The sequence below is a fragment of the Saccharopolyspora dendranthemae genome (assembly GCF_007829955.1).
Classification (GTDB): Bacteria; Actinomycetota; Actinomycetes; order Mycobacteriales; family Pseudonocardiaceae; genus Saccharopolyspora; species Saccharopolyspora dendranthemae.
In genome coordinates, this window is record NZ_VIWX01000007.1 from 1 (window position 1) to 21292 (window position 21292).

At 70.4% G+C, this 21292-nt stretch carries 18 protein-coding genes and 2 pseudogenes; 16 read left to right on the plus strand and 4 right to left on the minus strand.

The features are described from left to right. Positions 1–334 (minus strand): PLP-dependent transferase (locus FHU35_RS26735; RefSeq protein WP_145744739.1); only part of this gene is annotated, 334 nt, incomplete at its 3' end. Positions 335–889: 555 nt separating this feature from the next. Between FHU35_RS26735 and FHU35_RS26740 the strand changes: the two genes are divergently transcribed. From FHU35_RS26740 to FHU35_RS26750, 3 genes are all read left to right on the plus strand, one after another. Continuing rightward, on the plus strand, positions 890–1465 hold the full coding sequence (locus tag FHU35_RS26740; protein ID WP_246110600.1) for a M23 family metallopeptidase: 576 nt from the start codon (positions 890–892) through the stop codon (positions 1463–1465). A 332-nt stretch (positions 1466–1797) separates the two neighbouring features. Further along, complete coding sequence (locus FHU35_RS26745) at positions 1798–2610, plus strand: SLATT domain-containing protein (RefSeq protein ID WP_145744743.1); 813 nt, start codon at positions 1798–1800, stop codon at positions 2608–2610. Positions 2611–2776: 166 nt separating this feature from the next. Next, entirely contained in the window at positions 2777–3760 is a 984-nt protein-coding gene (locus tag FHU35_RS26750) for a hypothetical protein (protein ID WP_145744745.1), read from the plus strand. A gap of 199 nt (positions 3761–3959) precedes the next feature. Here FHU35_RS26750 and FHU35_RS30065 read toward each other — a convergent pair whose 3' ends face one another. After that, on the minus strand, positions 3960–5066 hold the full coding sequence (locus FHU35_RS30065) for a PEP-utilizing enzyme (RefSeq protein WP_246110601.1): 1107 nt from the start codon (positions 5064–5066) through the stop codon (positions 3960–3962). A gap of 41 nt (positions 5067–5107) precedes the next feature. Beyond that, positions 5108–6496 carry a PEP/pyruvate-binding domain-containing protein gene (locus FHU35_RS30070; RefSeq protein ID WP_246110602.1) on the minus strand — a complete coding sequence of 463 codons (1389 nt, stop codon included), beginning with the start codon at positions 6494–6496 and terminating at the stop codon, positions 5108–5110. A 155-nt stretch (positions 6497–6651) separates the two neighbouring features. Between FHU35_RS30070 and FHU35_RS26760 the strand changes: the two genes are divergently transcribed. After that, positions 6652–6909, plus strand: a complete 258-nt coding sequence (locus FHU35_RS26760; RefSeq protein ID WP_145744747.1) for a hypothetical protein — start codon at positions 6652–6654, stop codon at positions 6907–6909. Between the two features lie 138 nt (positions 6910–7047). Here FHU35_RS26760 and FHU35_RS26765 read toward each other — a convergent pair whose 3' ends face one another. Next, complete coding sequence (locus FHU35_RS26765; protein ID WP_145744750.1) at positions 7048–7536, minus strand: inorganic diphosphatase; 489 nt, start codon at positions 7534–7536, stop codon at positions 7048–7050. 146 nt (positions 7537–7682) lie between these two features. On the opposite strand from FHU35_RS26765, the gene dacB reads away from it, so the two are divergent. From dacB to FHU35_RS26830, 12 genes and pseudogenes are all read left to right on the plus strand, one after another. Beyond that, complete coding sequence (dacB, locus tag FHU35_RS26770; protein WP_145744752.1) at positions 7683–10835, plus strand: D-alanyl-D-alanine carboxypeptidase/D-alanyl-D-alanine endopeptidase; 3153 nt, start codon at positions 7683–7685, stop codon at positions 10833–10835. A 124-nt stretch (positions 10836–10959) separates the two neighbouring features. Beyond that, complete coding sequence (locus FHU35_RS26775; protein WP_145744754.1) at positions 10960–12060, plus strand: zinc-dependent metalloprotease; 1101 nt, start codon at positions 10960–10962, stop codon at positions 12058–12060. 46 nt (positions 12061–12106) lie between these two features. Next, positions 12107–13093, plus strand: a complete 987-nt coding sequence (gene tilS, locus FHU35_RS26780; protein WP_145744756.1) for a tRNA lysidine(34) synthetase TilS — start codon at positions 12107–12109, stop codon at positions 13091–13093. A 76-nt stretch (positions 13094–13169) separates the two neighbouring features. After that, a complete protein-coding gene (gene hpt, locus FHU35_RS26785; protein WP_145744758.1) occupies positions 13170–13721 on the plus strand; it encodes a hypoxanthine phosphoribosyltransferase in 552 nt (183 codons plus the stop codon). 200 nt (positions 13722–13921) lie between these two features. Continuing rightward, positions 13922–16207 carry an ATP-dependent zinc metalloprotease FtsH gene (gene ftsH, locus FHU35_RS26790; protein WP_145744761.1) on the plus strand — a complete coding sequence of 762 codons (2286 nt, stop codon included), beginning with the start codon at positions 13922–13924 and terminating at the stop codon, positions 16205–16207. Positions 16208–16286: 79 nt separating this feature from the next. Beyond that, positions 16287–16559, plus strand: a pseudogene (locus tag FHU35_RS26795) (GTP cyclohydrolase I); the annotation flags it as partial. 969 nt (positions 16560–17528) lie between these two features. Then, positions 17529–17870 (plus strand): annotated as a pseudogene (folE, locus tag FHU35_RS26805) (GTP cyclohydrolase I); the annotation flags it as partial. Then, positions 17870–18718 (plus strand): dihydropteroate synthase, encoded by an 849-nt coding sequence (gene folP, locus FHU35_RS26810; RefSeq protein ID WP_145744762.1) that lies wholly within the window; start codon positions 17870–17872, stop codon positions 18716–18718. The pseudogene folE and the gene folP, both read left to right, overlap by 1 nt. Next, positions 18711–19100, plus strand: coding sequence for a dihydroneopterin aldolase (folB, locus tag FHU35_RS26815; protein ID WP_145744765.1), 390 nt, complete (start codon positions 18711–18713; stop codon positions 19098–19100). The genes folP and folB overlap by 8 nt, the downstream gene beginning before the upstream one ends. Continuing rightward, complete coding sequence (gene folK, locus FHU35_RS26820) at positions 19097–19591, plus strand: 2-amino-4-hydroxy-6-hydroxymethyldihydropteridine diphosphokinase (protein ID WP_145744767.1); 495 nt, start codon at positions 19097–19099, stop codon at positions 19589–19591. Before folB ends, folK begins: the two co-directional genes overlap by 4 nt. Positions 19592–19681: 90 nt before the next feature. Then, on the plus strand, positions 19682–20143 hold the full coding sequence (locus FHU35_RS26825) for a DUF3180 domain-containing protein (RefSeq protein ID WP_145745378.1): 462 nt from the start codon (positions 19682–19684) through the stop codon (positions 20141–20143). A gap of 115 nt (positions 20144–20258) precedes the next feature. Next, the gene (locus FHU35_RS26830) at positions 20259–21239 is read left to right on the plus strand and encodes a DUF6779 domain-containing protein (RefSeq protein WP_246110603.1); all 981 of its coding nucleotides are present in this window, start codon (positions 20259–20261) and stop codon (positions 21237–21239) included. Positions 21240–21292: the final 53 nt, after the last annotated feature.

Here is a 21292-nt window from a genome sequence, read left to right on the forward strand (position 1 = left end):
GGGTGAGGAAGTCGTGCGTGCCGCCGTAGAGGCAGTCGCCGACCAGCAGGTGGTCGCCGCTGCGCAGCACGCTGTGCAGCGCCGTCGAGATCGCCGCCATCCCGGACGCGGTGGCCAGGCCCGCTTCGGCGCCTTCCAGCGAGGCGAGCTTGTCGTGCAGGTAGGACTGCGACGGGGTCGAGTTCAACCGCAGGTAGCGCAGGTCGTGGTAGTCCGTTCCGCTCGGCACCGAGTACACCGTGCCCTGGTAGATCGGGTACACCACCGAACCTTCGGGGCCCGGCCGACGCTCGCCGCCGTGCACGGCCCGGGTCTCGATGCGGTCCTCGTCCATGTCGCGTCCCTCCAGGTGCTCGCACTGCTCGTCGGCCCGAGCAGTGGTCGGGGTCGGTTCGCCGGTGCCGAGCCTGACACGTGGAACGGCGGCACCCGCGATCTGAATCGAAGCCGCGGAGCGTGCCGACGCGCCGGGGCGCCCTTCGGTTTTGACCTGTTCGGGTGACTCTCGGTTGGGTGGAAAGGCGTTCCGGGGTTCTTATCGGAAATTCCTTCACCACCATGCACCCTCCGTGTCCTCTCCCCGGACCGAGCGGGACCGCCTCCGAGGTGTTCACCGGGAATCGCGGAAGAAGGGAACTCTCGGTGCTCGGGTTGATTCTTGTGGTGGATTGCCGAGGCGGTCCACTCGTCGCCGTTGAACACAAGTCGGGACATCGTGATCGGTTATCCGGAAATGCACGGAACGACGGGCTCGGCTCCAATTCATTTCGGGCTGCCCCGACGCCGGATCGAATTCATCCGGCGTATGCCACCGGAATTCACCGAACCGAGAGGCGCAAGGCGCCGACGGTGCCAGGAGTGAAGCACAATGGCATTTCGAGAAAGACCCTTGGTACATGATGTTCTCGGCTTCCTGCTCACCGCCGGGATCTGCGCCGGCGGAATCACCGCTGCGACGGTCGCTGTGCAGGATGCCCACCCCGAGCGGAATATCCCGGCCACGCAGCAAGTCGCCCACGTCGCGGCCGTACCCCCGATCGAATCAGGACCACCAGCTCGCAGGCCCGCACCGTGGGTCGCCCCGACGCGCGGCGTGATCAGCAGCGGGTTCGCGATGCGGTGGGGCGAGATGCACAAGGGCGTCGACATCGCCAACGAGATCGGCACGCCGATCAGGGCGGCGTCGGAGGGCACGGTCATCGATTCCGGCCCGGCCAGCGGCTACGGGCTGTGGGTCCGAATCGCGCACGCCAACGACACGGTTTCCACCTACGGGCACATCGATTCGGCCCAGGTGGAGGTAGGCCGAAAGGTCCAACCCGGTGATCTGATCGCCACGATGGGCAATCGCGGTCAATCCACCGGTCCGCACCTGCACTTCCAGATCGAGATCGGAGGGCAGCCGGTCGACCCGGTCTCCTTCTACGGAGAGGCGCGGTTGCTGACCGATTGGCCCGCGGAATAGGAACCCGCGAAAACGGCGGAGTTCGCCCTGCTGGCGTAGCTCCAGCGCATCGGCGCGCCGCCGGAACCCGTTCGGCCCACCCGGTTGAACGGTGTTCCGGCGGCGCTGCCACAGTGTCGAGGCCCGGAACCCGCGTAGAACTCTCCGGCATCGCGCCACTCACTGTTATCACTGCCGGGTATTGCGAGGTTCGCGGCGTTCGAGTCCAGCGGTGATCACTCGGCGCAGTCGATAATGGACCTAAAGGACCAGTCGAGAGTCACCCTCCTGGCCGATTGTCGTGGAACTCCGGGAGCCACTTCGATCGCACTAACGCGCTGGAAGGACATGTGATGGAGCGAGTGGAAACGGCCGGGATCATCGGCGGTGGGGTGCTCGCCGAGGACCGCCAGCAGGGGGACTGGGAGCGTCGGATCGCCCAGCGCTCCGAGGAGCTCTACCGGGAGCGCATCGTGCAGCGGCTGCTGCTCGCGTGGGCCATCCCGGGAAACCTGCTGCTGGCGGCGGTGGGGTCCGCGCTGCTGGCGTTATCGGCCTCGGTGGTGCCCGCCGTGGTGACGTTCGTGATCGCCGCCGCGTCTGCGGGCGTGGCGGCGATGTACGTCTACCGGCAGCACTTTAAGGTTCGCGCGGTGGACACCGACCTGCGCGCGCTGGAAAGCGCGCACCGCGAAGTACTGCTGGACGAACTGGGGACCGGCGACCTGCTCGACGCGCACAAGCGCTACCGGGCGCAGTTGCCGGAGTTGATCGAGCGCTACCGCCACGAGGCGCGCAGCGACCGCTGGAAGGACAGCGCTCTGCAGGGCGTGGTCATCGGAGTCTCGATCGTCGCCGCGACGGCGACGGCGACGGCGGCCGCTGTTCCGGAGATCCGGTGGTTCGCCATCGGTTTGAGCCTGCTGGTCGCGGTGTCCGCCGCCTACGCCGGTTACACCAAGCACCGCGACCGGGCCGCGTCCTGGCAGGAGACCGCCGACGCGCTCGAGCGCGAGTACGAATCCGTGGAACTGCGAGTGGGCCGCTACCGCCGTTTCGGCTCGGAGCGCGAGGCGTACGCCGAATTCGCCGAAGCCGTCGAGGCTTTGCGCGCCGAACGGGCTCGCCGGTTGCCGTCGGCAGTCGGCGACGGGCTCAAGCAGTAATCAAGATCGGTGCGCCTTCCCTCGATGGTGAAGAACGGGTCGTGCTTGGCGATCACCGATTGTTGATATTTCCTACGTAAGTGATCGCTGAATAGTGGCAGGGCCTTCTTCCGTAATCTCCGCCGAGCGCACAGGACTCGGCTTGTGCGCAGAGAGGAGCATTGCGATGAAGCGCACCTTTACCGCGGCGGCCGCCGTGCTGGCCGGTGGCGCCGGTGCCGTTGGTTTCGCAGCCACGGCCACAGCTGCCGAAACCCCGCAGCTGCCGGCATCGCTGCCCACGGACAACGGCGTGGCCAACACCGCGTTCCACGCCGCCGGAACCCTCGCGTCGGCTCAGAAGACCGTCGGTGACGTGGTTCCGCTGGAAGAGCACCTCACGGGCCGCTCCGGCGACCCGGTCAGCCAGGTCGTCGGCGGCACCCCGGCCGCGGGCCTGGTCAAGCCCGTCGTCGACGCGGTGCAGGACGCCAGCACCGGTCACACCCACAACCTCGACCCGTCGTCCGCGCTCGACGAGGTGCCGATGCCGGTCGGTTCCACCCTTCCCGCGGGGAAGAGCGGCCTGCCCGGTCTCGATGCCCTCGGTCCGGTGACCGACGTCGCCGGTGGCCTGCCGCTGGCGGACTCGCTTCCGGTCGGCAAGAGCGGTCTGCCCGGTCTCGACGCTCTCGGTCCGGTGACCGACGTCGCCGGTGGCCTCCCGGTGGCGGACTCGCTTCCGGTCGGCAAGAGCGGTCTGCCCGGTCTCGACGCTCTCGGTCCGGTGACCGACGTCGCCGGCGGCCTGCCGCTGGCGAGCTCGCTGCCGGTCGGCAAGAGCGGTGCGACCGACGCACTGCCCACCACCCTCACCGGAACCCTGGACCAGGTCACCCAGACCGTCCCGCAGACCAAGCCCGGTCAGGCTCAGGCGCCCACCAACATCGTGGGCGACACCCTGGGCAACGCGCTCGAGAGCAACACCGAGCTCGGCGGCGCTCCGCTGCCCGCGGGCAAGAGCGGCGACCCGGTCAGCGGACTGGCTGGCGGCCTCCCCGTCGTCAGCGATGTCCAGGGCCTGACCGGCAAGGCCGGCTCCCCGCTGGACAAGGTCACCGACGTGGTCTCCCACGGCCCGCTCGGCTCGGCCACCCAGCTCGGCAACTGAATCTCCCCGTTCCTGCCCGCCCGTTGAGGTGCCGGCGAATCCCCTTCCCGCCGGCCGACACGGGTGAAAGGCCCCCGAACCAACGACGTTCACACCTCGCCCAGCCCCTCCCGGCGAGGACGTGACCCGAGGGCGGTGCGCGCTTCCCGGCGCGCACCGCCCTCGTGCGTGACGAGCGTGGTGCGGCGAACTTCCGCCCTCAGAACTCGACGGTGCCCGCGGAGCCGTGGACGGTGACCGTCTGACCGTCGACGATGCGCGTGGTGGCGTCGGGAACCCCCACCACCGCGGGGATTCCGTACTCGCGGGCGACGGTCGCGCCGTGCGAGTTGGGGCCGCCCATCTCCATGACCAGGCCGGAAGCGGTCAGGAACAACGGCGTCCACCCCGGGTCGGTGGAGGGCGCCACGAGGATGTCGCCGGGTTCGAGCCGCGCCTTCGCGGGATCCCGGACGACCCGCGCCACTCCGGTGACCGTGCCCGTCGAGGCGGACGTCCCGTGCAGCGCTCCGTCGCTCTTCTCCACCGTCAGCAGCGTTTCCGGTTCGGTCCCGTCGGAGAGCAGCAGCCTCGGCAGGTGCTTGCGGCGGAGCTCGCGCTCGTGCACCTCCCTGCGGTCGGCGATGAGACCGCGGTGGTCGGCACCCTCGATCAACTCCGAGAGCTCCTCGTAGTCGAGGAAGAACACGTCATCCGGGTTCGCAATCTGGCCAGTTCCCGCGAGTTCGGTTCCGATCGCACGAAGATGCCTGCGCGCAGCGGCGATTCCGAGCACCGCGCAGTACTTCGGCAGTTCGCGCATCCCGGCCAGCTGCCGGACCCGGTCGAGCAGGAACGCCGCGAACCTGGCGTGCAGCCGATTGGGCGACCGGGACACGATCTCGGTCGCCATCACCTGCGCCTCCTCGGCGCATTGCTGGAAGCGCCGCGCCGCGTCGTGCCCGGCTCCGCCGGTGCGCGCGTAGTTCTCCACCAGCGCCAGCACCTGGTGCGGATCCTCGGACCAGCGCGGAACGCCGACGTCGATCTCGCCCGCGGTCCGGTGCCCGTGCCGGGCCAGGAAGTCGTCGAGTCCGAAGAGGACGTCAGCGGGCAGGTTCCGGTCCAGGTAGCGGGTGGTGAGGTCGTCGACGTCGGGCCCGATGTGCTGCGCGATCGCCCACAGCTCCAGGTCCATCTCGGTGGTCACGTTGTGCGGGATCCCGGACAGGACCACGTGGATCTCGGCTTCGTCGGCCCTGGTCAGCCGTGGCAGCAGCCGCGACAGCAGCAGGATCGGCATCATCCGCGGAGCCACCCACGCCATGCACGAGGCGGTGGCCCGCTGCAGCGCGTGCCGCGCGGTGTTCAGCCGGTCCAGCGGGGTGGTCGGTTCGGGGCGGCGAGGTCGGCGCGCAGTGCGTCGACCCTGCGGAACGCCTCGTCGCGTGCGCGCGCGGGGGAGCGCAGGACCCCCGCCAGCAGCATCGGAATCCTGTTGCGCGCGAGGACTCTGGCGAGGGCGCGCGCCGTCCGCCACGGGACGCCCGGGTCCAGCGGCAGCCGGGGATCGTCCAGCAAGGACTCGTAGACGCGCCCGGTGCGGGCTTCGGCCGCGGCCAGCAGCCGGGGCAGCACGGCGCGGCCGATCCGGTTGCGGGTGGTGCCGGTGATGTCCAGGAAGAGCCACCCGTCGGCCGGGCGGAACAGCCCCGGCCGGACACCCGGCGCGGGCAGGCCGAGCCGGCGCAGCACACCGGTGGCCACCAGGCCGAGCGTCGCGATGCCCATCGGCGTCAGCGGGCGGTAGACGCCCTGCGCGACGTTGACCGACAGGTACGCCCGCAGGCCGTCCTCGGTTTCCTCCGGCAGCGGGAACAGGGTGGTGATCGGCCGCGATTGCGTCAGCCAGATGCCGTCCGCGCCGATCGCCCACTCCAGGTCCTGCGGCGAGCCGTAGTGCCGCGCCACCTCCCGCCCGAGCGCGGCGAGTTCGCGGGCCTGCTCGTCGCTGATCGACGCGGTCGCCGAGTCCTGGGCCACGGTCTCCACGCCGCCGCCGGTCACGGCGCGCACGCTGGTCGGTTTGTCGCCCAGGCGCCCGGTCACCCGTCCTGCCGCGGAGACCGCGAAGTGGTCCGGGGTGACGGCACCGGAGACGACCGACTCGCCGAGGCCGGTGTTGGCGTCGATGACGCACTCGTCGCGGTTCCCGGTGACCGGGTCCGCGGTGAACAGCACGCCCGCGGCGCTCGCGTCGACCATCCGCTGCACCACGACCGCGAGCCGGACCCCGGCGTGCTCGATGTCGTTGGCCTCGCGGTAGGAGACCGCGCGATCGGTCCACAGCGAAGCCCAGCAGCGGCGGACCGCGTCCAGCACCGCTTCGCCGCCGACGACGTTGAGGTAGGTGTCCTGCTGGCCGGCGAAGCTCGCGTGCGGCAGGTCCTCGGCCGTCGCGGAGGAGCGCACCGCGACGGGTCCCGGGCCGAGCTCGGCGCAGGCGTCGGTGATGGCGGCGGCCAGCTCCGCCGGGAGCGAGGTGGTGGAGATCCGCTCGCGGATGGCGCCGGCCGAACCGGGCAGTCCGTCGAGGAGATCGGCGACCTGGCAGACCCGCTCGTAGGCCTCGGTGGTGATCACGAAGCCCGGTGGCACCCGGAACCCGGCACCGATCAGTTCCCCGAGGTTGGCCGCCTTGCCGCCGACCGCCTCACCCGCTCCAGCACGAACCTCGTCCAGTCGCAGCACCTGCATGGCGACCACCCCCTCGTGCGCGTCGGCTCGACCATAACTCTGCGCGAGACGAGAAATCAACGTGCGTTGAATTTGGGGCCATCAGGGTGATCTCGCGCCGGAACGCCATCATGATCTCGCCGAGCGGGCATCCCCTTCGCGGAGAGAGGAGTGCGATGGGGTGGTTGATGCTGATCGCGGCGGGAGTCGTGGTCGTGGCGCTGGCGCGGTGGCTGCGGCGCTACGTGGTGCGCAGGCGTTCGGTGGCTCGGGCCAAGGCCGAGATGGACTGGTTCCACCCACCGGCGCGGCGGCGGCCGTACGTCCAGGGCTGTGGAAAACACGCATCGCCGGAACCCGTGGTCGTGCTGCGGCGGATCGACGGTTCTCCCCTCGAACGAGTGCCGCGACCTGCGATGACGCGACGCAGATGAGCGTTCTTCCACAGGTTGTCCCCAGTCATCCACAGGGGTGGGGATAGTTGTCCACAGGCTGTGGAAAGACCTCCGGGCACGAAAAGACCCTCCACGCGATCGGCGAGGAGGGTCTTCCGGTGTTGCCCGGGAACGAGGTCAGTGACCCGATTCCTTGGCGCGCTCGTACGACTTCTTGATCTCGGCCTCCGCCTCCGAACGGCCGACCCACGTGGCGCCCTCCACGCTCTTGCCCGGCTCCAGGTCCTTGTACACCTCGAAGAAGTGCTGGATCTCCAGCCTGTAGAACTCGGAGAGGTGGTGGATGTCCCGCAGGTGCTCCTGACGCGGGTCGTCCGAAGGAACGCAGATGACCTTGTCGTCGCCGCCCTTCTCGTCGCGCATGCGGAACATGCCGATGGCGCGCGACTTGATCAGGCAACCCGGGAAGGTCGGCTCCTGCACCAGGACCAGGGCGTCCAACGGGTCGCCGTCCTCACCCAGGGTGTTGTCGACGAACCCGTAGTCGGCCGGGTACTGCGTCGCGGTGAACAGCGTCCGGTCGAGCTTGATGCGCCCGGACTCGTGGTCCACCTCGTACTTGTTCCGGTTCCCCTTGGGGATCTCGATCGTGACGTCGAAGTCCACGCGGTTCCTCACTCGTCTTGCGTCGGATGCAGCCGCCCGCTCGCGCGCGCGACCACGTCTAGTGTGGACCACGCTCGGGGCCCAGGCCCCACCGCAGTGTGAGAGCTCGCAATCTGGCAATCTGACCTCCAGTCGAGGAGGAGCACGTGCCCGAACCCCAGAACACCCGGGGTGAGGTGTCCGAAACCGACGTCCGAGCGGGCTCGCCGGACCAGGATGACCGGCCGCGCACCGCTGCGCCGTCCCCGGATCGAGCTGCTGAGATGTCGGAGAACACCCCGCCCGAAAGCGACCCGGCGGAGCACCGAGTGAGCACCGGGAGCGGCGATGCCGCCGGAACCGACGAAGCGACCACGGACTCGGGCGAGACCGGTTCGAGCACGCCCGGTACTGGGACCAAGACCACATCGGCCGACGCGCCGACCGCCACCGTCCGCGTCGCGGGAAGCCTGTTCACCGACGGCTCCGAGGATGCTGACAGCACCGTGAGCCTCCGGAAGGCCGACGTCCAGAGCTCCGTCGCCGAGACGCAGAAGCTCGCCAAGCCCGCGGCCGATGAGCCGGCGCGGGACGACTCCGACGCGGACTCGGAACCCGCCGAAGACTCCCCGGAGGACTCCGGCGAGGAGACTGCCGCCGAGTCCGAGTCCGAGTCCGAGTCCGAGGACGCGGGGTCGGGGTCGGACGAGAACGTTGCGACGTCCGGGGACACCGAAGGCTCTGACCAGGAGTCGGACGACGCGGCGGGCACCTCCGGCGACGAGCCGGCCGAGGAGAGCGCGGCGGATGCCTCCGAGCAGGGGGCGCCCGACGCGGACCCGGCCGAATCCGGCGAGTCCCCCGATTCCGCGGACGCCGGTTCCGATGCCGACGAGTCGACTCCCGAGGATTCCGCGGCTGAGAGCGAGACCTCGGCGGAGGAAACCGGACCCGAGCCCGTCGAGGTCGCCGCCTCGACCGACCAGGACGAGTCCTCGACGGACGAGCAGCCCGCCGAGGCGGACACGTCCACGTCCGAGGCCGCTCCCACTGAGCCCGCTTCCACCGACGCCGCTTCCACCGAAGCCGATGAGTCCGACGCCGACGCCGACGCCGACGCCGACGCCGACGCCGCCGAAGCCGAAGCCGAAGCCGAAGCTGAAGCTGAAGCCGCCGACGTCGACGAGGACGCCGCCGCTGCGAGCGACGTCGTCGCGGACGAGACGAGCGCGCCGGAAGCCGAGTCGGGAACCGCGGAGACGCCGGACCCCGACACCGCGGAAGAGCCGGAGTGGCCCGCCGCTCAGGCCCCGGAGGCTCAGGCTCCGGAGACGGAGGCCGAGCCGGAGGAGCGCCCGGCCGAGCAGACGCAGATGATCGCTGCGGTTCCGGCCGAGGAACCGGTGGCGGAGCCGGAGGAACGTCCGGCCGAGCAGACGCAGATGATCGCCGCGATTCCGGCCGACGAGACCGCCGCCGAGCCCGACGAGCGCCCGGCCGAGCAGACGCAGCAGATCTCCCGCGGCGCGCTGGACGAGGCGCTGGACTCCGACGGCAAGCAGGAGCCGCCGGAGTCCGCGGCCGAGCAGACGAGCCGCATCGACCTCCGGGACCTGCGGACATCGGCCCCGCCGGAGTCGGCGGCCGAGCAGACGCAGTGGATCGACCAGGTCGATCTCAACGCTCCGCGCACGGCGTCCGCTGCCGACTTCGCGGGCCTCGGCGTCCCGCAGGCCGACCCGGCGAGCGGGCTCACGCCGCCCGCGCCGGGACCGCGACCCGCGCAGCCGCCCTCCGCGCAGCCGGCTTACGCGAGCCCGGAGGACTTCGCCGGGATCTCCACGCCGCAGGCGCCGTACCAGCCCGAGGACGCCACCGACCCGCACGCCTCGCGCGCGGTTCCGCAGCGCGTGCCGTCGCAGGCGCAGCCGACCGGGACGACGACGTCGCGCAGAGGGCGCGGTCCGCTGATCGGAGTCGCGATCGCACTGGTCGCGCTGCTGGGAGCCGGGGTCGCGTTCGGTCCCTCGCTGGTCGACGCGCTGAGCAAGACCCAGATCGCCGACCCGCCCGCGCCCGTTCGCCTCGACCCCGAGATCAAGCCGCTGCGCCAGAACGCTCCCGTTCCGGGGCGGTCCGGGATCAGCGCGGCGCTGGCGGGCCCCACGGCCGATCCGGCGCTGGGCACGTTCGGCGGCACCGTGATGGACGCCCGCAGCGGCGAGGTGCTGTGGCAGCGCAACCCGGGGCAGGCGCTGATGCCCGCCTCGACCGGGAAGCTGCTGGCGATGAGCGCGGCCATGCTCGCCCTCGACCACGACGCGCGGCTGACCACGAAGGTGGTGCGCGGCAGCCAGCCGGGCACGGTGGTGCTCGTTGGGGGCGGCGACCCGACGTTGTCCAAGCTGTCCGGCGGCCAGGAGTCGGTGTACCCGGGCGCGCCGAAGCTGGACGACCTGGTCGCGCAGGTCAAGGCCGCTTCCGGCGGGAACGTGAACACGGTGCTGGTCGACACCAGCCGCTACCGGGGACCGACCGCGGCGCCCGGCTGGCTGCCGGAGGACGTCGCCGGTGGGTACTACGCGCCGATGGAGCCGGTGATGCTCGACGGTGCCCGGGAGGACCCGGCCAAGGACTACACCCCGCGCTCCGCCACCCCCGCGCTGCAGGCCGGCCAGGAGCTGGCGAAGCGGCTGGGCGCGGCGACCGCGGCACCGGGCAGTGCCCCGGCCAACGCGCAGGTGCTCGGTCACGTGGCCTCAGCGCCGGTGAGCGAGCTGGTCGAGAACGTCCTGCAGCACTCCGACAACGTCCTCGCTGAGGCGCTGACCCGCGAGGTCGCCATCGCCACCGGCAAGGAACCGTCCTTCGCCGGCGGGGTGCAGGCCGTGCGAGAGGTGTTGCAGCGCAACGGGTTCGATCTCAACGGCACCACGATGGCCGACGGCAGCGGTCTGTCGCTGGACGACCGGATCACGCCGCAGCTGCTCGGTCAGCTCATGCACCGGGCGACCGCTTCCGCCGGTCCCGGCGGCGCGCTGCCCGAGAGCTCCGCGAAGCTGCGCGACCTGCTCCCGGGGATGCCCATCGCGGGCGGCAGCGGCAGCCTCGCCGACCGCTACCAGGGCAGTCCCGGCCAGGGCTGGGTCCGCGCCAAGACCGGCACCCTCGACGGGGCGAACAGCCTGGCCGGCAGCGTGGTCACCGAGGACGGGAGACTGCTGGTCTTCGCGATGATGTCCAACGGGACCAGTTCCGTGGTCGCCCGCCCGGCCCTGGACGAGATCGCGGACGCCCTGCGCGGCTGCGGCTGCCGCTGAAGCACCGGAGGAGCGCGCGACCTGCGCCGCTGAGCGAGCTTCCCCGGTGGAGAGATCCTTAACCCCTGGTCACGGCACGAAAGCCTGATACCTCTGGAGCGTCCCGGCGGGTACCGTCGGGGACGTGAACGCCCGACTCGCCACCCTGCCGTCCGCTGAGACGCCCAGGGCGCTGGACTGGAACGTCGCCGTGGGCACCGCCGTCCGGCTGATGAGGCCGGGACCGGAGGTTCCGAGGGCGGAAGCCGAGCGGGCCGTGCGCTCGCTGCGGCGGTTCAGCGTCGAAGCCGAGACCCACGTCCGCGAGCTGACCGGCCTGGGGCTGGACCTGCCGGTCGTGGAAGGCGACGTCGTGGACCGGCCGGACTGGGCGCGCGGTGCGGCCTTCGGCCTGGCCGAGCTGACCGGTGCCGCCCTGTCCACTGCGGATTCACTGCCCGCGCGCGGCGAGCTCATGGGCGAGATCAGCGCTCGCAGCGCGGGCATGCAGGCCGGGGTGGTGCTCGCGTACCTGGGCAGCAAGGTCCTGGGCCAGTTCGACCCCTACGGCGAGTCCGGCGTCGAGGGCCAGCGCGGGCGGTTGTTGCTGGTCGCGCCGAACATCGTGGCCGCGCAGCAGTCGCTGGGCGTGCCCTCCGACGACTTCCTCAAGTGGGTGTGCCTGCACGAGTCGACGCACCGGCTCCAGTTCAACGCGGTGCCGTGGCTGCGCGAGCACTTCGCCGCCGGTCTCGGCCAGCTGCTCTCCCAGATGGACGGCGGCAACGCCGAGCTGCTGAGCAGGCTGCCGAACGTGGTGCGCGAGGCGCGCTCGGGCAGCCGGGCGGATTCCAGCCCCGGGATCGTCGGCGTCCTGGAGCTCCTCCAGTCGCCGGAGCAGCGCGCCGCGCTGGACCGGATCATCGCGATCTCCACGCTGCTGGAAGGCCACGCCGACCACGTCATGGACGCCGTCGGGCCGCAGGTGGTGCCCAGCGTCGGCACCATCCGGCAGCGCTTCACCGACCGCCGCAACGGGGGCGGTCTGCTCGACCGGATCTTCCGGAGCCTGCTGGGCGTGGACGCCAAGATCCGCCAGTACGCGCAGGGCGCGGCCTTCACCGACCACGTCGTGGACCGGGTCGGCATGACGGGCTTCAACGCGGTCTGGGCGCAGCCCGACAACCTCCCCACGCGTTCCGAGATCACCGAACCGGAGGCCTGGATCCGCCGGGTTCACGGCTGACCTCTCCCACCCGCGCGGGTCCGCACCTGGCGGGGAGAATCGGGGGATGCCGCCTGAGCCTGTAGTGAGTGAGACGCGGACCGCTGTGCGGCGGCTGCTGGATTCCGCTGAGGCCGCGCCGTTCAAGGGCGCTCCGCTGGTGGTGGCCTGCTCCGGCGGAGCGGACTCGCTGGCGCTGGCCGCGGCGGTGGCGCACGTGTCCCGCGAGGTCGGAGCGAGCGCGCAGGCCATCGTGGTCGACCACGGCTTGCAGGTGGGCTCGCAAGCGGTCGCGGACGCAGCGGTCGAGCAGCTGGCCGGGCTGGGGCTTCCCGCCCAGATCGCGGACGTCGCCGTGGACGGCATGGGCGGTCTGGAGGCTGCCGCGCGCAAGGCGCGCTACGCCGCGCTGCGGGCCGAACGCCCCAGCGGTTCGCTGGTTCTGCTCGGACACACCCTCGATGACCAGGCCGAAACCGTGCTGATGGGGCTCGGTCGCGGCTCCGGTCCCCGCTCGATCGCCGGCATGCGGTCGCTCGACGAGCCGTGGGCACGTCCGTTCCTGCCGGTTCGCCGGGCCACCACCGAGGCGGCCTGCCGGGCCCAGGGCCTCGAACCGTGGCAGGACCCGCACAACGCAGACTCCCGCTTCACCCGTGTGCGGTTGCGCACAGAGGTGCTCCCGCTGCTGGAGGACGTGCTGCAGGGCGGAGTCGCGGGCGCGCTGGCCCGCACCGCTCGGCAGCTGCGCGAGGACTCCGAGGCGTTGGAGGCCGTCGCCGAGGCGGAGCTCTCCCGCGTCCGCGCCGATCAAGGCCTGGATTGCGGTGCGCTGCGGGAGCTCCCGGCCGCGATTCGGCGACGCGTGCTGCGGGACTGGCTCAGAGCCGAAGGCGTGCCCGAAATGACCGATGCGCACCTGCGCTCGGCCGACGCGCTCATCGCCGAGTGGCGGGGCCAGGGCGGTCCGGCGCTCCCGGGTGACTTTGTGCTGCGCCGAGCGCATGGCAGGCTTCGGGTGGAGACGGCGGACCGCAAGCCGCCGAATGGCTGACGGTGCACCGGCACGATCGTCGGGGCGGGTCTCCGGCTTGGGGAATTGTTGATCCGACAAGAGGGGAAGCCGAGCCGTGTACGACGGCGATATCGCTTCTGTGCTCATCACCGAGCAGCAGATCAAGGACAAGGTCGCGGAGCTGGCCAAGCAGGTCGACGAGGACTACCGGCAGGGCGGTGATCTGCTGCTGGTCGGAGTCCTCAAGGGCGCGGTGATGTTCATGACCGATTTCGCCCGGGCGCTGCCGCAGCCCGCGCAGCTGGAGTTCATGGCCGTCAGCTCGTACGGCTCGTCCACCTCCTCGTCCGGAGTGGTGCGCATCCTCAAGGACCTGGACCGCGACATCGCGGGCAAGCACGTGGTGATCGTCGAGGACATCATCGATTCCGGCCTGACGCTGTCCTGGCTGCTCAAGAACCTCAAGTCGCGGAACCCCGCGTCCCTGGAGGTCTGCACGTTGCTGCGCAAGCCCGACGCCGTGCAGGTGGACGTCCCGGTGAACTACGTCGGATTCGACATCCCGAACGAGTTCGTCGTCGGATACGGCCTCGACTACGCAGAGCGCTACCGTGACCTGCCTTACATCGGCACCCTCGACCCGCGGGTCTACACCTCGGGCGTGTGATGGGGCGATTCGATCGTCCCGCCCGCTCGGGGCGGGGCGATCCTAGTAGGCTGGGCGCCCTGTGCTGGGCGCGGCATGGTCGTGCCCGCGCATCGGCCGGTACGCTGGTCTGAAGGGGTTGACGGTGGGTGTCCGCATCAGGGGCCGTCACCCGAAGTAACAGTCAGGGAGGGTCGAGGCCGCCCGTCGGCCGCAAGTGAATGGACCGAAAGCGCCTGCTCCGCAACCCGCTGCTGTGGATCCTGACAGCGTTTCTGTTGATCTACGCGTTCAGCGTGCTCTTCGACGAGACTCGCGCCTACCGCGACGTCTCCACCTCGCAGGCCTTGGAGCAGATCACCCAGGGCAAGGTCAAAGAAGCGACCATCGAGGACAAGGAGCAGCGGGTCCGGCTGACCCTCAACGACGGCCAGAACTTCCAGGGCAGCAATCAGCTGATCGCGAACTACCCCGCCGGCTCGACCGAGCAGGTGGTCGGGGAGATTCGCAACGCCAACGTGCCCAACTGGAACACCAAGGTCACCCAGGACTCGTTCTGGGTGCAGATGCTCTTCTACCTCGTCCCCATCGGCCTGCTCGTGCTGCTGCTGATGTGGATGATGAACAACGTTCAGGGCGGCGGGAACCGCGTCATGAACTTCGGCAAGTCCAAGGCCAAGCAGCTGACCAAGGACATGCCCAAGACGCTGTTCGGCGACGTCGCCGGTGCCGATGAGGCCGTCGAGGAACTGCACGAGATCAAGGACTTCCTGCAGAACCCGGGCCGTTACCAGGCCCTGGGCGCGAAGATCCCGAAGGGCGTGCTGCTCTACGGCCCGCCCGGTACCGGTAAGACCCTGCTGGCCCGCGCGGTCGCGGGCGAGGCCGGCGTGCCGTTCTACTCGATCTCCGGTTCGGACTTCGTCGAGATGTTCGTCGGTGTCGGCGCCTCCCGCGTCCGCGACCTGTTCGAGCAGGCCAAGCAGAACGCTCCGTGCATCATCTTCGTCGACGAGATCGACGCGGTCGGCCGCCAGCGCGGCGCGGGCCTCGGCGGCGGTCACGACGAGCGCGAGCAGACGCTGAACCAGCTGCTCGTCGAGATGGACGGCTTCGACTCGCGCGGCGGCATCATCCTGATCGCCGCCACGAACCGCCCGGACATCCTGGACCCGGCGCTGCTGCGTCCGGGCCGCTTCGACCGCCAGATCCCGGTCTCGGCGCCGGACCTCCGGGGCCGCAAGGCGATCCTCGGCGTGCACTCCAAGGGCAAGCCGTTGTCGCAGGACGTCGACATGGAGGGGCTGGCCAAGCGCACCGTCGGCTTCTCCGGTGCCGACCTGGAGAACGTGGTCAACGAGGCCGCGCTGCTCACGGCCCGCGAGAACGGTCAGCTGATCAACGCCGTCGCGCTGGAGGAGGCCGTCGACCGCGTCGTCGGCGGACCCCGGCGCAAGAGCAAGATCATCTCGGAGCGCGACAAGAAGATCACGGCCTACCACGAGGGCGGACACGCGCTGGCCGCGTGGGCGATGCCCGACCTGGAACCGGTCTACAAGCTCACGATCCTGCCGCGCGGCAGGACCGGCGGTCACGCGCTCGTCGTCCCCGAGGACGACAAGGACATGATGACCCGCTCGGAGATGATCGGTCGCCTGGTGTTCGCGCTGGGTGGCCGCTCCGCCGAGGAGCTGATCTTCCACGAGCCGACCACCGGCGCCTCCAGCGACATCGAGCAGGCGACCAAGATCGCCCGCGCGATGGTCACCGAGTACGGCATGACGGCCCGGCTGGGTGCGGTCAAGTACGGCAAGGAGGAGGGCGACCCGTTCCTGGGCCGCACCGCCGGCCAGCAGGCGAACTACTCGCTGGAGGTCGCGCACGAGATCGACGAGGAGGTGCGCAGGCTGATCGAGGCCGCGCACACCGAGGCGTGGGAGGTGCTCAGCACCTACCGCGACGTGCTCGACGACCTCGTGCTGGAGGTCATCGAGAAGGAGACGCTCAACCGCAAGGACCTCGAGCGCATCTTCTCCCGGGTCGAGAAGCGGCCGCGGATCACCGCGTTCAACGACTTCGGCGGGCGCACCCCGTCGGAGAAGCCGCCGATCAAGACCCCGGGTGAGCTGGCCAAGGAGCGCGGCGAACCGTGGCCCCCGGTCACGGAGGAGCCGACCCCGGCGCCTGCGCAGAACACCGAGGAGCAGCTGCAGAACGGCACGCCCGCTCCGGTCCAGGAGCAGGAGCCGGCAGGTGCCGGTGCCAACCAGGGCACGGTGCAGTTCCAGCAGCCGCAGTCGGGTCAGCAGGTTCCCTCCGCGGTGCCGCCGAACTACGGTGCACCCCCTGGATGGACCCCGGCGACCAACCCGTCCGGTTCGAACTACAACTGGACCCCTTCCTGGGAGCGCGGCCAGCAGTCGTCCGAGAAGGGTGAGTCGCAGTCCGAACGGCCCGAGGGCCAGGACTCGTCCAGGGACAACGGCAGCGGCAACAACGGCCGCTGATACTGGCGGGCGCAGCGCCCGTCGGGCGCTGCGAAGCCAGTGGAGGAAAGCAACAGTGACCAACACGGTCGATGAGCCGATCGGGGCGGGGGACTCCCGCCCCGACGGCTCTTTTCACATCCCGCAGTTCGACCAGGCGCGCGCCGAGGCGGCGGTCCGGGAACTGCTCCTCGCGGCTGGTGAGAACCCCGAGCGCGACGGCCTGAAGGAGACGCCGCAGCGCGTCGCCCGCGCCTACCGCGAGCTGTTCGCGGGGCTCTACACCGATCCGGACGAGGTCCTCGACAAGACCTTCGACGAGGCCCACGAAGAGCTCGTCCTGGTCCGCGACATCCCGGTGTACTCGCAGTGCGTGCCGAGCAAGCAAACCGTCAACTTGGTCGGTGGAGCGAAGCGCGCTCGGGACGTCCAGCTCGGAGATCGTTTCTGGACCCTCGTCGATGGCAAGGTCGAGCAGACCGAAGTCGTCGGGGTGAGCTCCCATGAGAAGCGTGAACTCGTCGAAGTCGTCACGGAGAAGGGTCGATTCCAGGTCACTCCTGATCACCCGCTGGCAACCCCGCAGGGTTGGCAGGAAGCCAAGGACGTGGAGGGGACCTACATCGAGTGGACCCCGCCGAGGAAGTTGTGCCGTCAGCGGTGGCAGCCGATGGTGGGATACGAGTTCGGTTACGTCCTGGGCGCCTTGTGCTCGGACGGCACGGTGGGCGACACCTGCGTCTCGTTGGTGGTCAACGACCGTGACTTCGCGAAGCAATTCGCCTACGCGCTCGACCAGGCCTTCGGTATCAATGCGTCGATCGAAGAGGTCGAGAGGCCGTCCGGTTATCTGCAACGCCAGGTCGAAGGCTTCCGAGTGCGAGTCGTGTCGTCGTACTTGGCGGATTTGGTGAGGCAGTACGTGGGGGGCGACGCGCATCACCAGAGGCAGCGGTTCCCGCGAGTCGTGATGTCCAACGAGATCACGTTCCGCGGCTTCCTGAACGGCTACGTCGATGGCGACGGCTTCCGGTCGAAGAGTGGGCGCGGCCGGATGTTGACGAGCATGAACGCTGGCTTCCTGGCAGACGTTGCTCAGGTGCTCGGTGCTCGGTTCACGCAGAAGAGCCCCGACGTCTCGCGGCTGTGGGTCGCCGATGACTGGCCCCTGCGGCACGGCTTCAGTCAGGAGTCCCATCGCACCGACTTGATCGAGTCGCAGTGGGTCAAGGTCGAGTCGGTTCAGCGCCTTGAGGCGAACGGGGCCAAGCCGTACACGGTGTACAGCTACAAGTGCGAACCACACCCGACTTTCCTGATCAGCGGGCATTTGACGCACAACTGCGAACATCATCTGCTGCCCTTCCACGGCAACGCGCACATCGGCTACATCCCCAACTCGCAGGGCCGGGTGACCGGGCTGTCCAAGCTGGCCCGCCTCGTCGACCTCTACGCCAAGCGCCCGCAGGTGCAGGAGCGGCTGACGTCGCAGGTCGCCGATGCCCTGGTGCGCAAGCTGGAGCCGCGCGGCGTGATCGTGGTGATCGACGCCGAGCACCTGTGCATGGGGATGCGCGGGGTGCGCAAGGCGGGTTCGACGACCACGACATCAGCGGTGCGCGGCATCTTCCGCAGCTCGGCTTCGTCCCGGTCCGAGGCGCTGTCGCTGATCAGGGGGCGTTGATGCACCCGAAGCTGCCGAATCCGACGCGCTGCGCGGTGATGGGGATCCTCAACGTCACGCCGGATTCCTTCTCCGACGGCGGGCGCTACCTGGACCGGGCGGCGGCCGTGGCGCACGGCGTCGAGATGCACCGGATGGGCGCGGACATCATCGACGTCGGGGGTGAGTCCACCCGGCCCGGTTCGGAGCGGGTGGACGCGGCCACCGAGATCGAGCGGGTGCTGCCGGTCGTGCGCGAGCTCGTGGAGGCCGGTGTGCCGGTCAGCGTGGACACCACCCGGGCGAAGGTCGCGGCCGCGATGGCGGGAGCGGGCGCGTCGGTGATCAACGACGTCTCCGGCGGCCTCGCCGATCCGGGGATGGCGCACGTGGCGGCCGACACCGGACTGCCGTGGGTGCTGATGCACTGGCGCGGGCACAGCAAGGACATGAACTCCCTCGCCGAGTACGGCGACGTGGTCGCCGACGTCCGCGAGGAGCTGCTCAAGCAGGTCGATTTGGCGGTGCGGGCGGGCGTCGCCGAGGAGGCGATCGTGCTGGACCCGGGCCTGGGGTTCGCCAAGACCGGCAGGCACGACTGGCAGCTGCTGCAGAACCTCGACAGCCTCGTCGACCTGGGATTCCCGGTTCTGGTGGGGGCGTCCCGCAAGCGGTTCCTCGGCTCGCTGCTGGCCGAAGGCGACGGCGCGCCGCGCCCGCCGGAGGGCCGGGAGACCGCCACCGCCGTGGTCTCCGCCCTGTCCGCGGACAGGGGAGCGTGGGGTGTGCGGGTGCACGACGTGCGGCGCTCGCTGGACGCGGTGGCCGTGACCGCCGAGTGGCGCAGCGGAGGAGAGTGCGTTGGCTGACCGGATCACGCTGACCGGGCTCCAGGTCCGGGGCAACCACGGCGTCTTCGACCACGAGAAGCAGGACGGCCAGGACTTCTCGGTCGACATCACCGTCTGGATCGACCTGGCCGACGCCGCGGCCACCGACGACCTGAGCAAGACGCTGCACTACGGCGAGCTCGCCGAGATGGCGGCCGGGATCGTCGGCGGCCCGTCCCGCGACCTCATCGAAACCGTCGCCGCCGAGATCGCCGACGAGGTGATGCGGGACGAGCGCGCCTACGCCGCCGAGGTCACGCTGCACAAACCGCACGCGCCGATCCCGCTGACCTTCGCCGACGTCGCGGTCACCATCCGGCGCTCCCGCAGGGGCGGGCGCGGCAACGTGGTACCGGCGTGAGCCGAGCGGTCCTCTCCCTCGGCTCGAACCTCGGTGACCGGCTGCGCTACCTGCGCCTGGCGGTCGAGGGCTTCGCGGACGTGCTGGTCGCCGCCTCGCCGGTCTACGAGACCGCGCCCTGGGGCGTCACCGATCAGCCCGACTTCCTCAACGCCATCCTCGTCGTGGAATCCCCGGACGTGGACGAGTGGGGCTGGCTCCGCCGCGCCCAGGAGCTGGAGCGGCAGGCCGAACGCGTCCGCGAGCAGCGCTGGGGCCCCAGGACGCTGGACGTGGACGTGGTCGTCGTGGGCGAGGTTCGCAGCGATGACCCGGACCTCCGGCTCCCGCACCCGGGAACCCCGACCCGGGCCACGGTCCTCATCCCCTGGCTGGCGCTGGACCCCGGAGCCCACGTCCCCGGACACGGCCCGGTCGCCGACATCCTCAAGACCCTCCCCAGTTCGGACGTCGACGACGTCCACCTCAGGACGGACCTGACTCTCCGCTAGGAGCCGGTGAGGACCTCTGGCGCCGTGGGGACCCGTCCGCGGGTGTGGCGGAGGTGGGATGCTGGTGGCGTGGCACGGCGCACTGAGCAGATGACCTTCACCAAGCCCGGACAACTGGTCGTGGCGGGGGTGGTGGCCGCCGCGGTCGTCTTCCTGATCTCCCGCCTGATGTACGGGGATCTCCCGCCGCTCCCGCTGCTCGCGGGCGCGACGTTGTTGCTGATCGCGATCGTGGACGTGGTGCTCGCCGCCGTGCTGAAGCCCCGCGTGCGGCGCAAGCCCGGCGTGGAGCCCATCGAGTCGCTCACCGCCGCACGAGCGGTCGCGCTGGCGAAGGCGTCATCGCTGGCCGGGGCGATCATGGCCGGTGTCTGGATCGGACTGCTCGGACACCTGCTGCCCATGCTGAGCACGGTGGAGGCCGCGCGGTCGGACTCCACCGCGGCCGTGGTCGGGTTGATCAGCGCGGCAGCGCTGATCGGCGCGGGACTGTGGTTGGAGCACTGCCTCCGCAACCCGGACGACCCCGAAGACCTCGACGAGGACGACTAGTCCGCAGCCGCTGGTCCGTTCGGATCAGTGCCCGATCCGCTGCGCTGCGCAATGTGCCAAGGGTTTGGCTCACCTTCAGATCTCGAACTGATAACCGCCTTGTACGGTGGGCGCCATGTCCGAGCGCGGCACGACCGACAGCGACCCCGGCAGCGGGCGATCCAACCTCCTGTGGGGCGGTGCGCTCGTGCTCGCCGCAGCGGCGACGTCGTTGCTGGTGCTCAGCAACGACGCCCGGATGCTCCGGCTCGGTCTGATCGCGGCGTTGTGGGCGGCTCTGCTGGGCGCCTTCGCGGTGGCGCGGTTGCGGCACCGGGTGGCGGAGAGCGAGCAGGCCGTCGCCGACCAGCAGCGGATCTACGAGCTGGAGCTGGAGCGCGAGATCGCCGCGCGTCGCGAGCACGAGGCGGAAGCCGAGGCCGACGCGAGGCGTCGCGCATCGGAGGAGTCCGGCGAGCAGATCCGCGCGCTGCAGGCCGAGCTGACCAAGCTGCGCACGACCCTGGAGCAGGTGATCGGCGGGGACGTGCTCTTCGAAAGAGTCGCGCTGCGCGCGGAGTCCACGCGGGTTCGCTCCCTTCCGGAGCGTTCGCAGGGCGAGACGAAGCTCGTGCAGCACCGGCCTCAGCGCCCCAAGACGATTCACCAGCCGGTTCAGCAGAAGCAGCCCGCCCCGGCCCAGGCAACTGCCCCGGCCCCGGCTGCGGCTTCCGCTGCGGCTGCGGCCCCGGCTGCGGCGAATACGGACGTGATGGCCCGGCTCTCCGGCGAGGTGCCGCTCGACTCGCCGAAGCAGCAGGCGTCGAAATCGCAGAGGCCGCAAGCCTTCCCGCAGCGTCCGGAACAGCAGCGTCCCGAGCCGCAGCGCCAAGAAGCGCAGCGCCCGGAGCCGCAGGCGTTTCCGCAGCGCCAAGAACAGCCGCGCCAAGATCCGCAGCGTCCAGAACCGCAGCGTCCGGACCGGTCCGCCTACGAGCGGCCGAGCCCGGCGCCCGACCTGGCCGGCGCGCACACGGCGGGCACCTCGGTCGACGACCTCATCGCTGCCTACGGCGGAGCCTCTGACACGCAGCGACGCCGCCGACGCCGCTCCTGATGCGCGGCGGAAGGTGACCAATCGGACCCGTGCCGAATCGCGTTCTCTAGGGT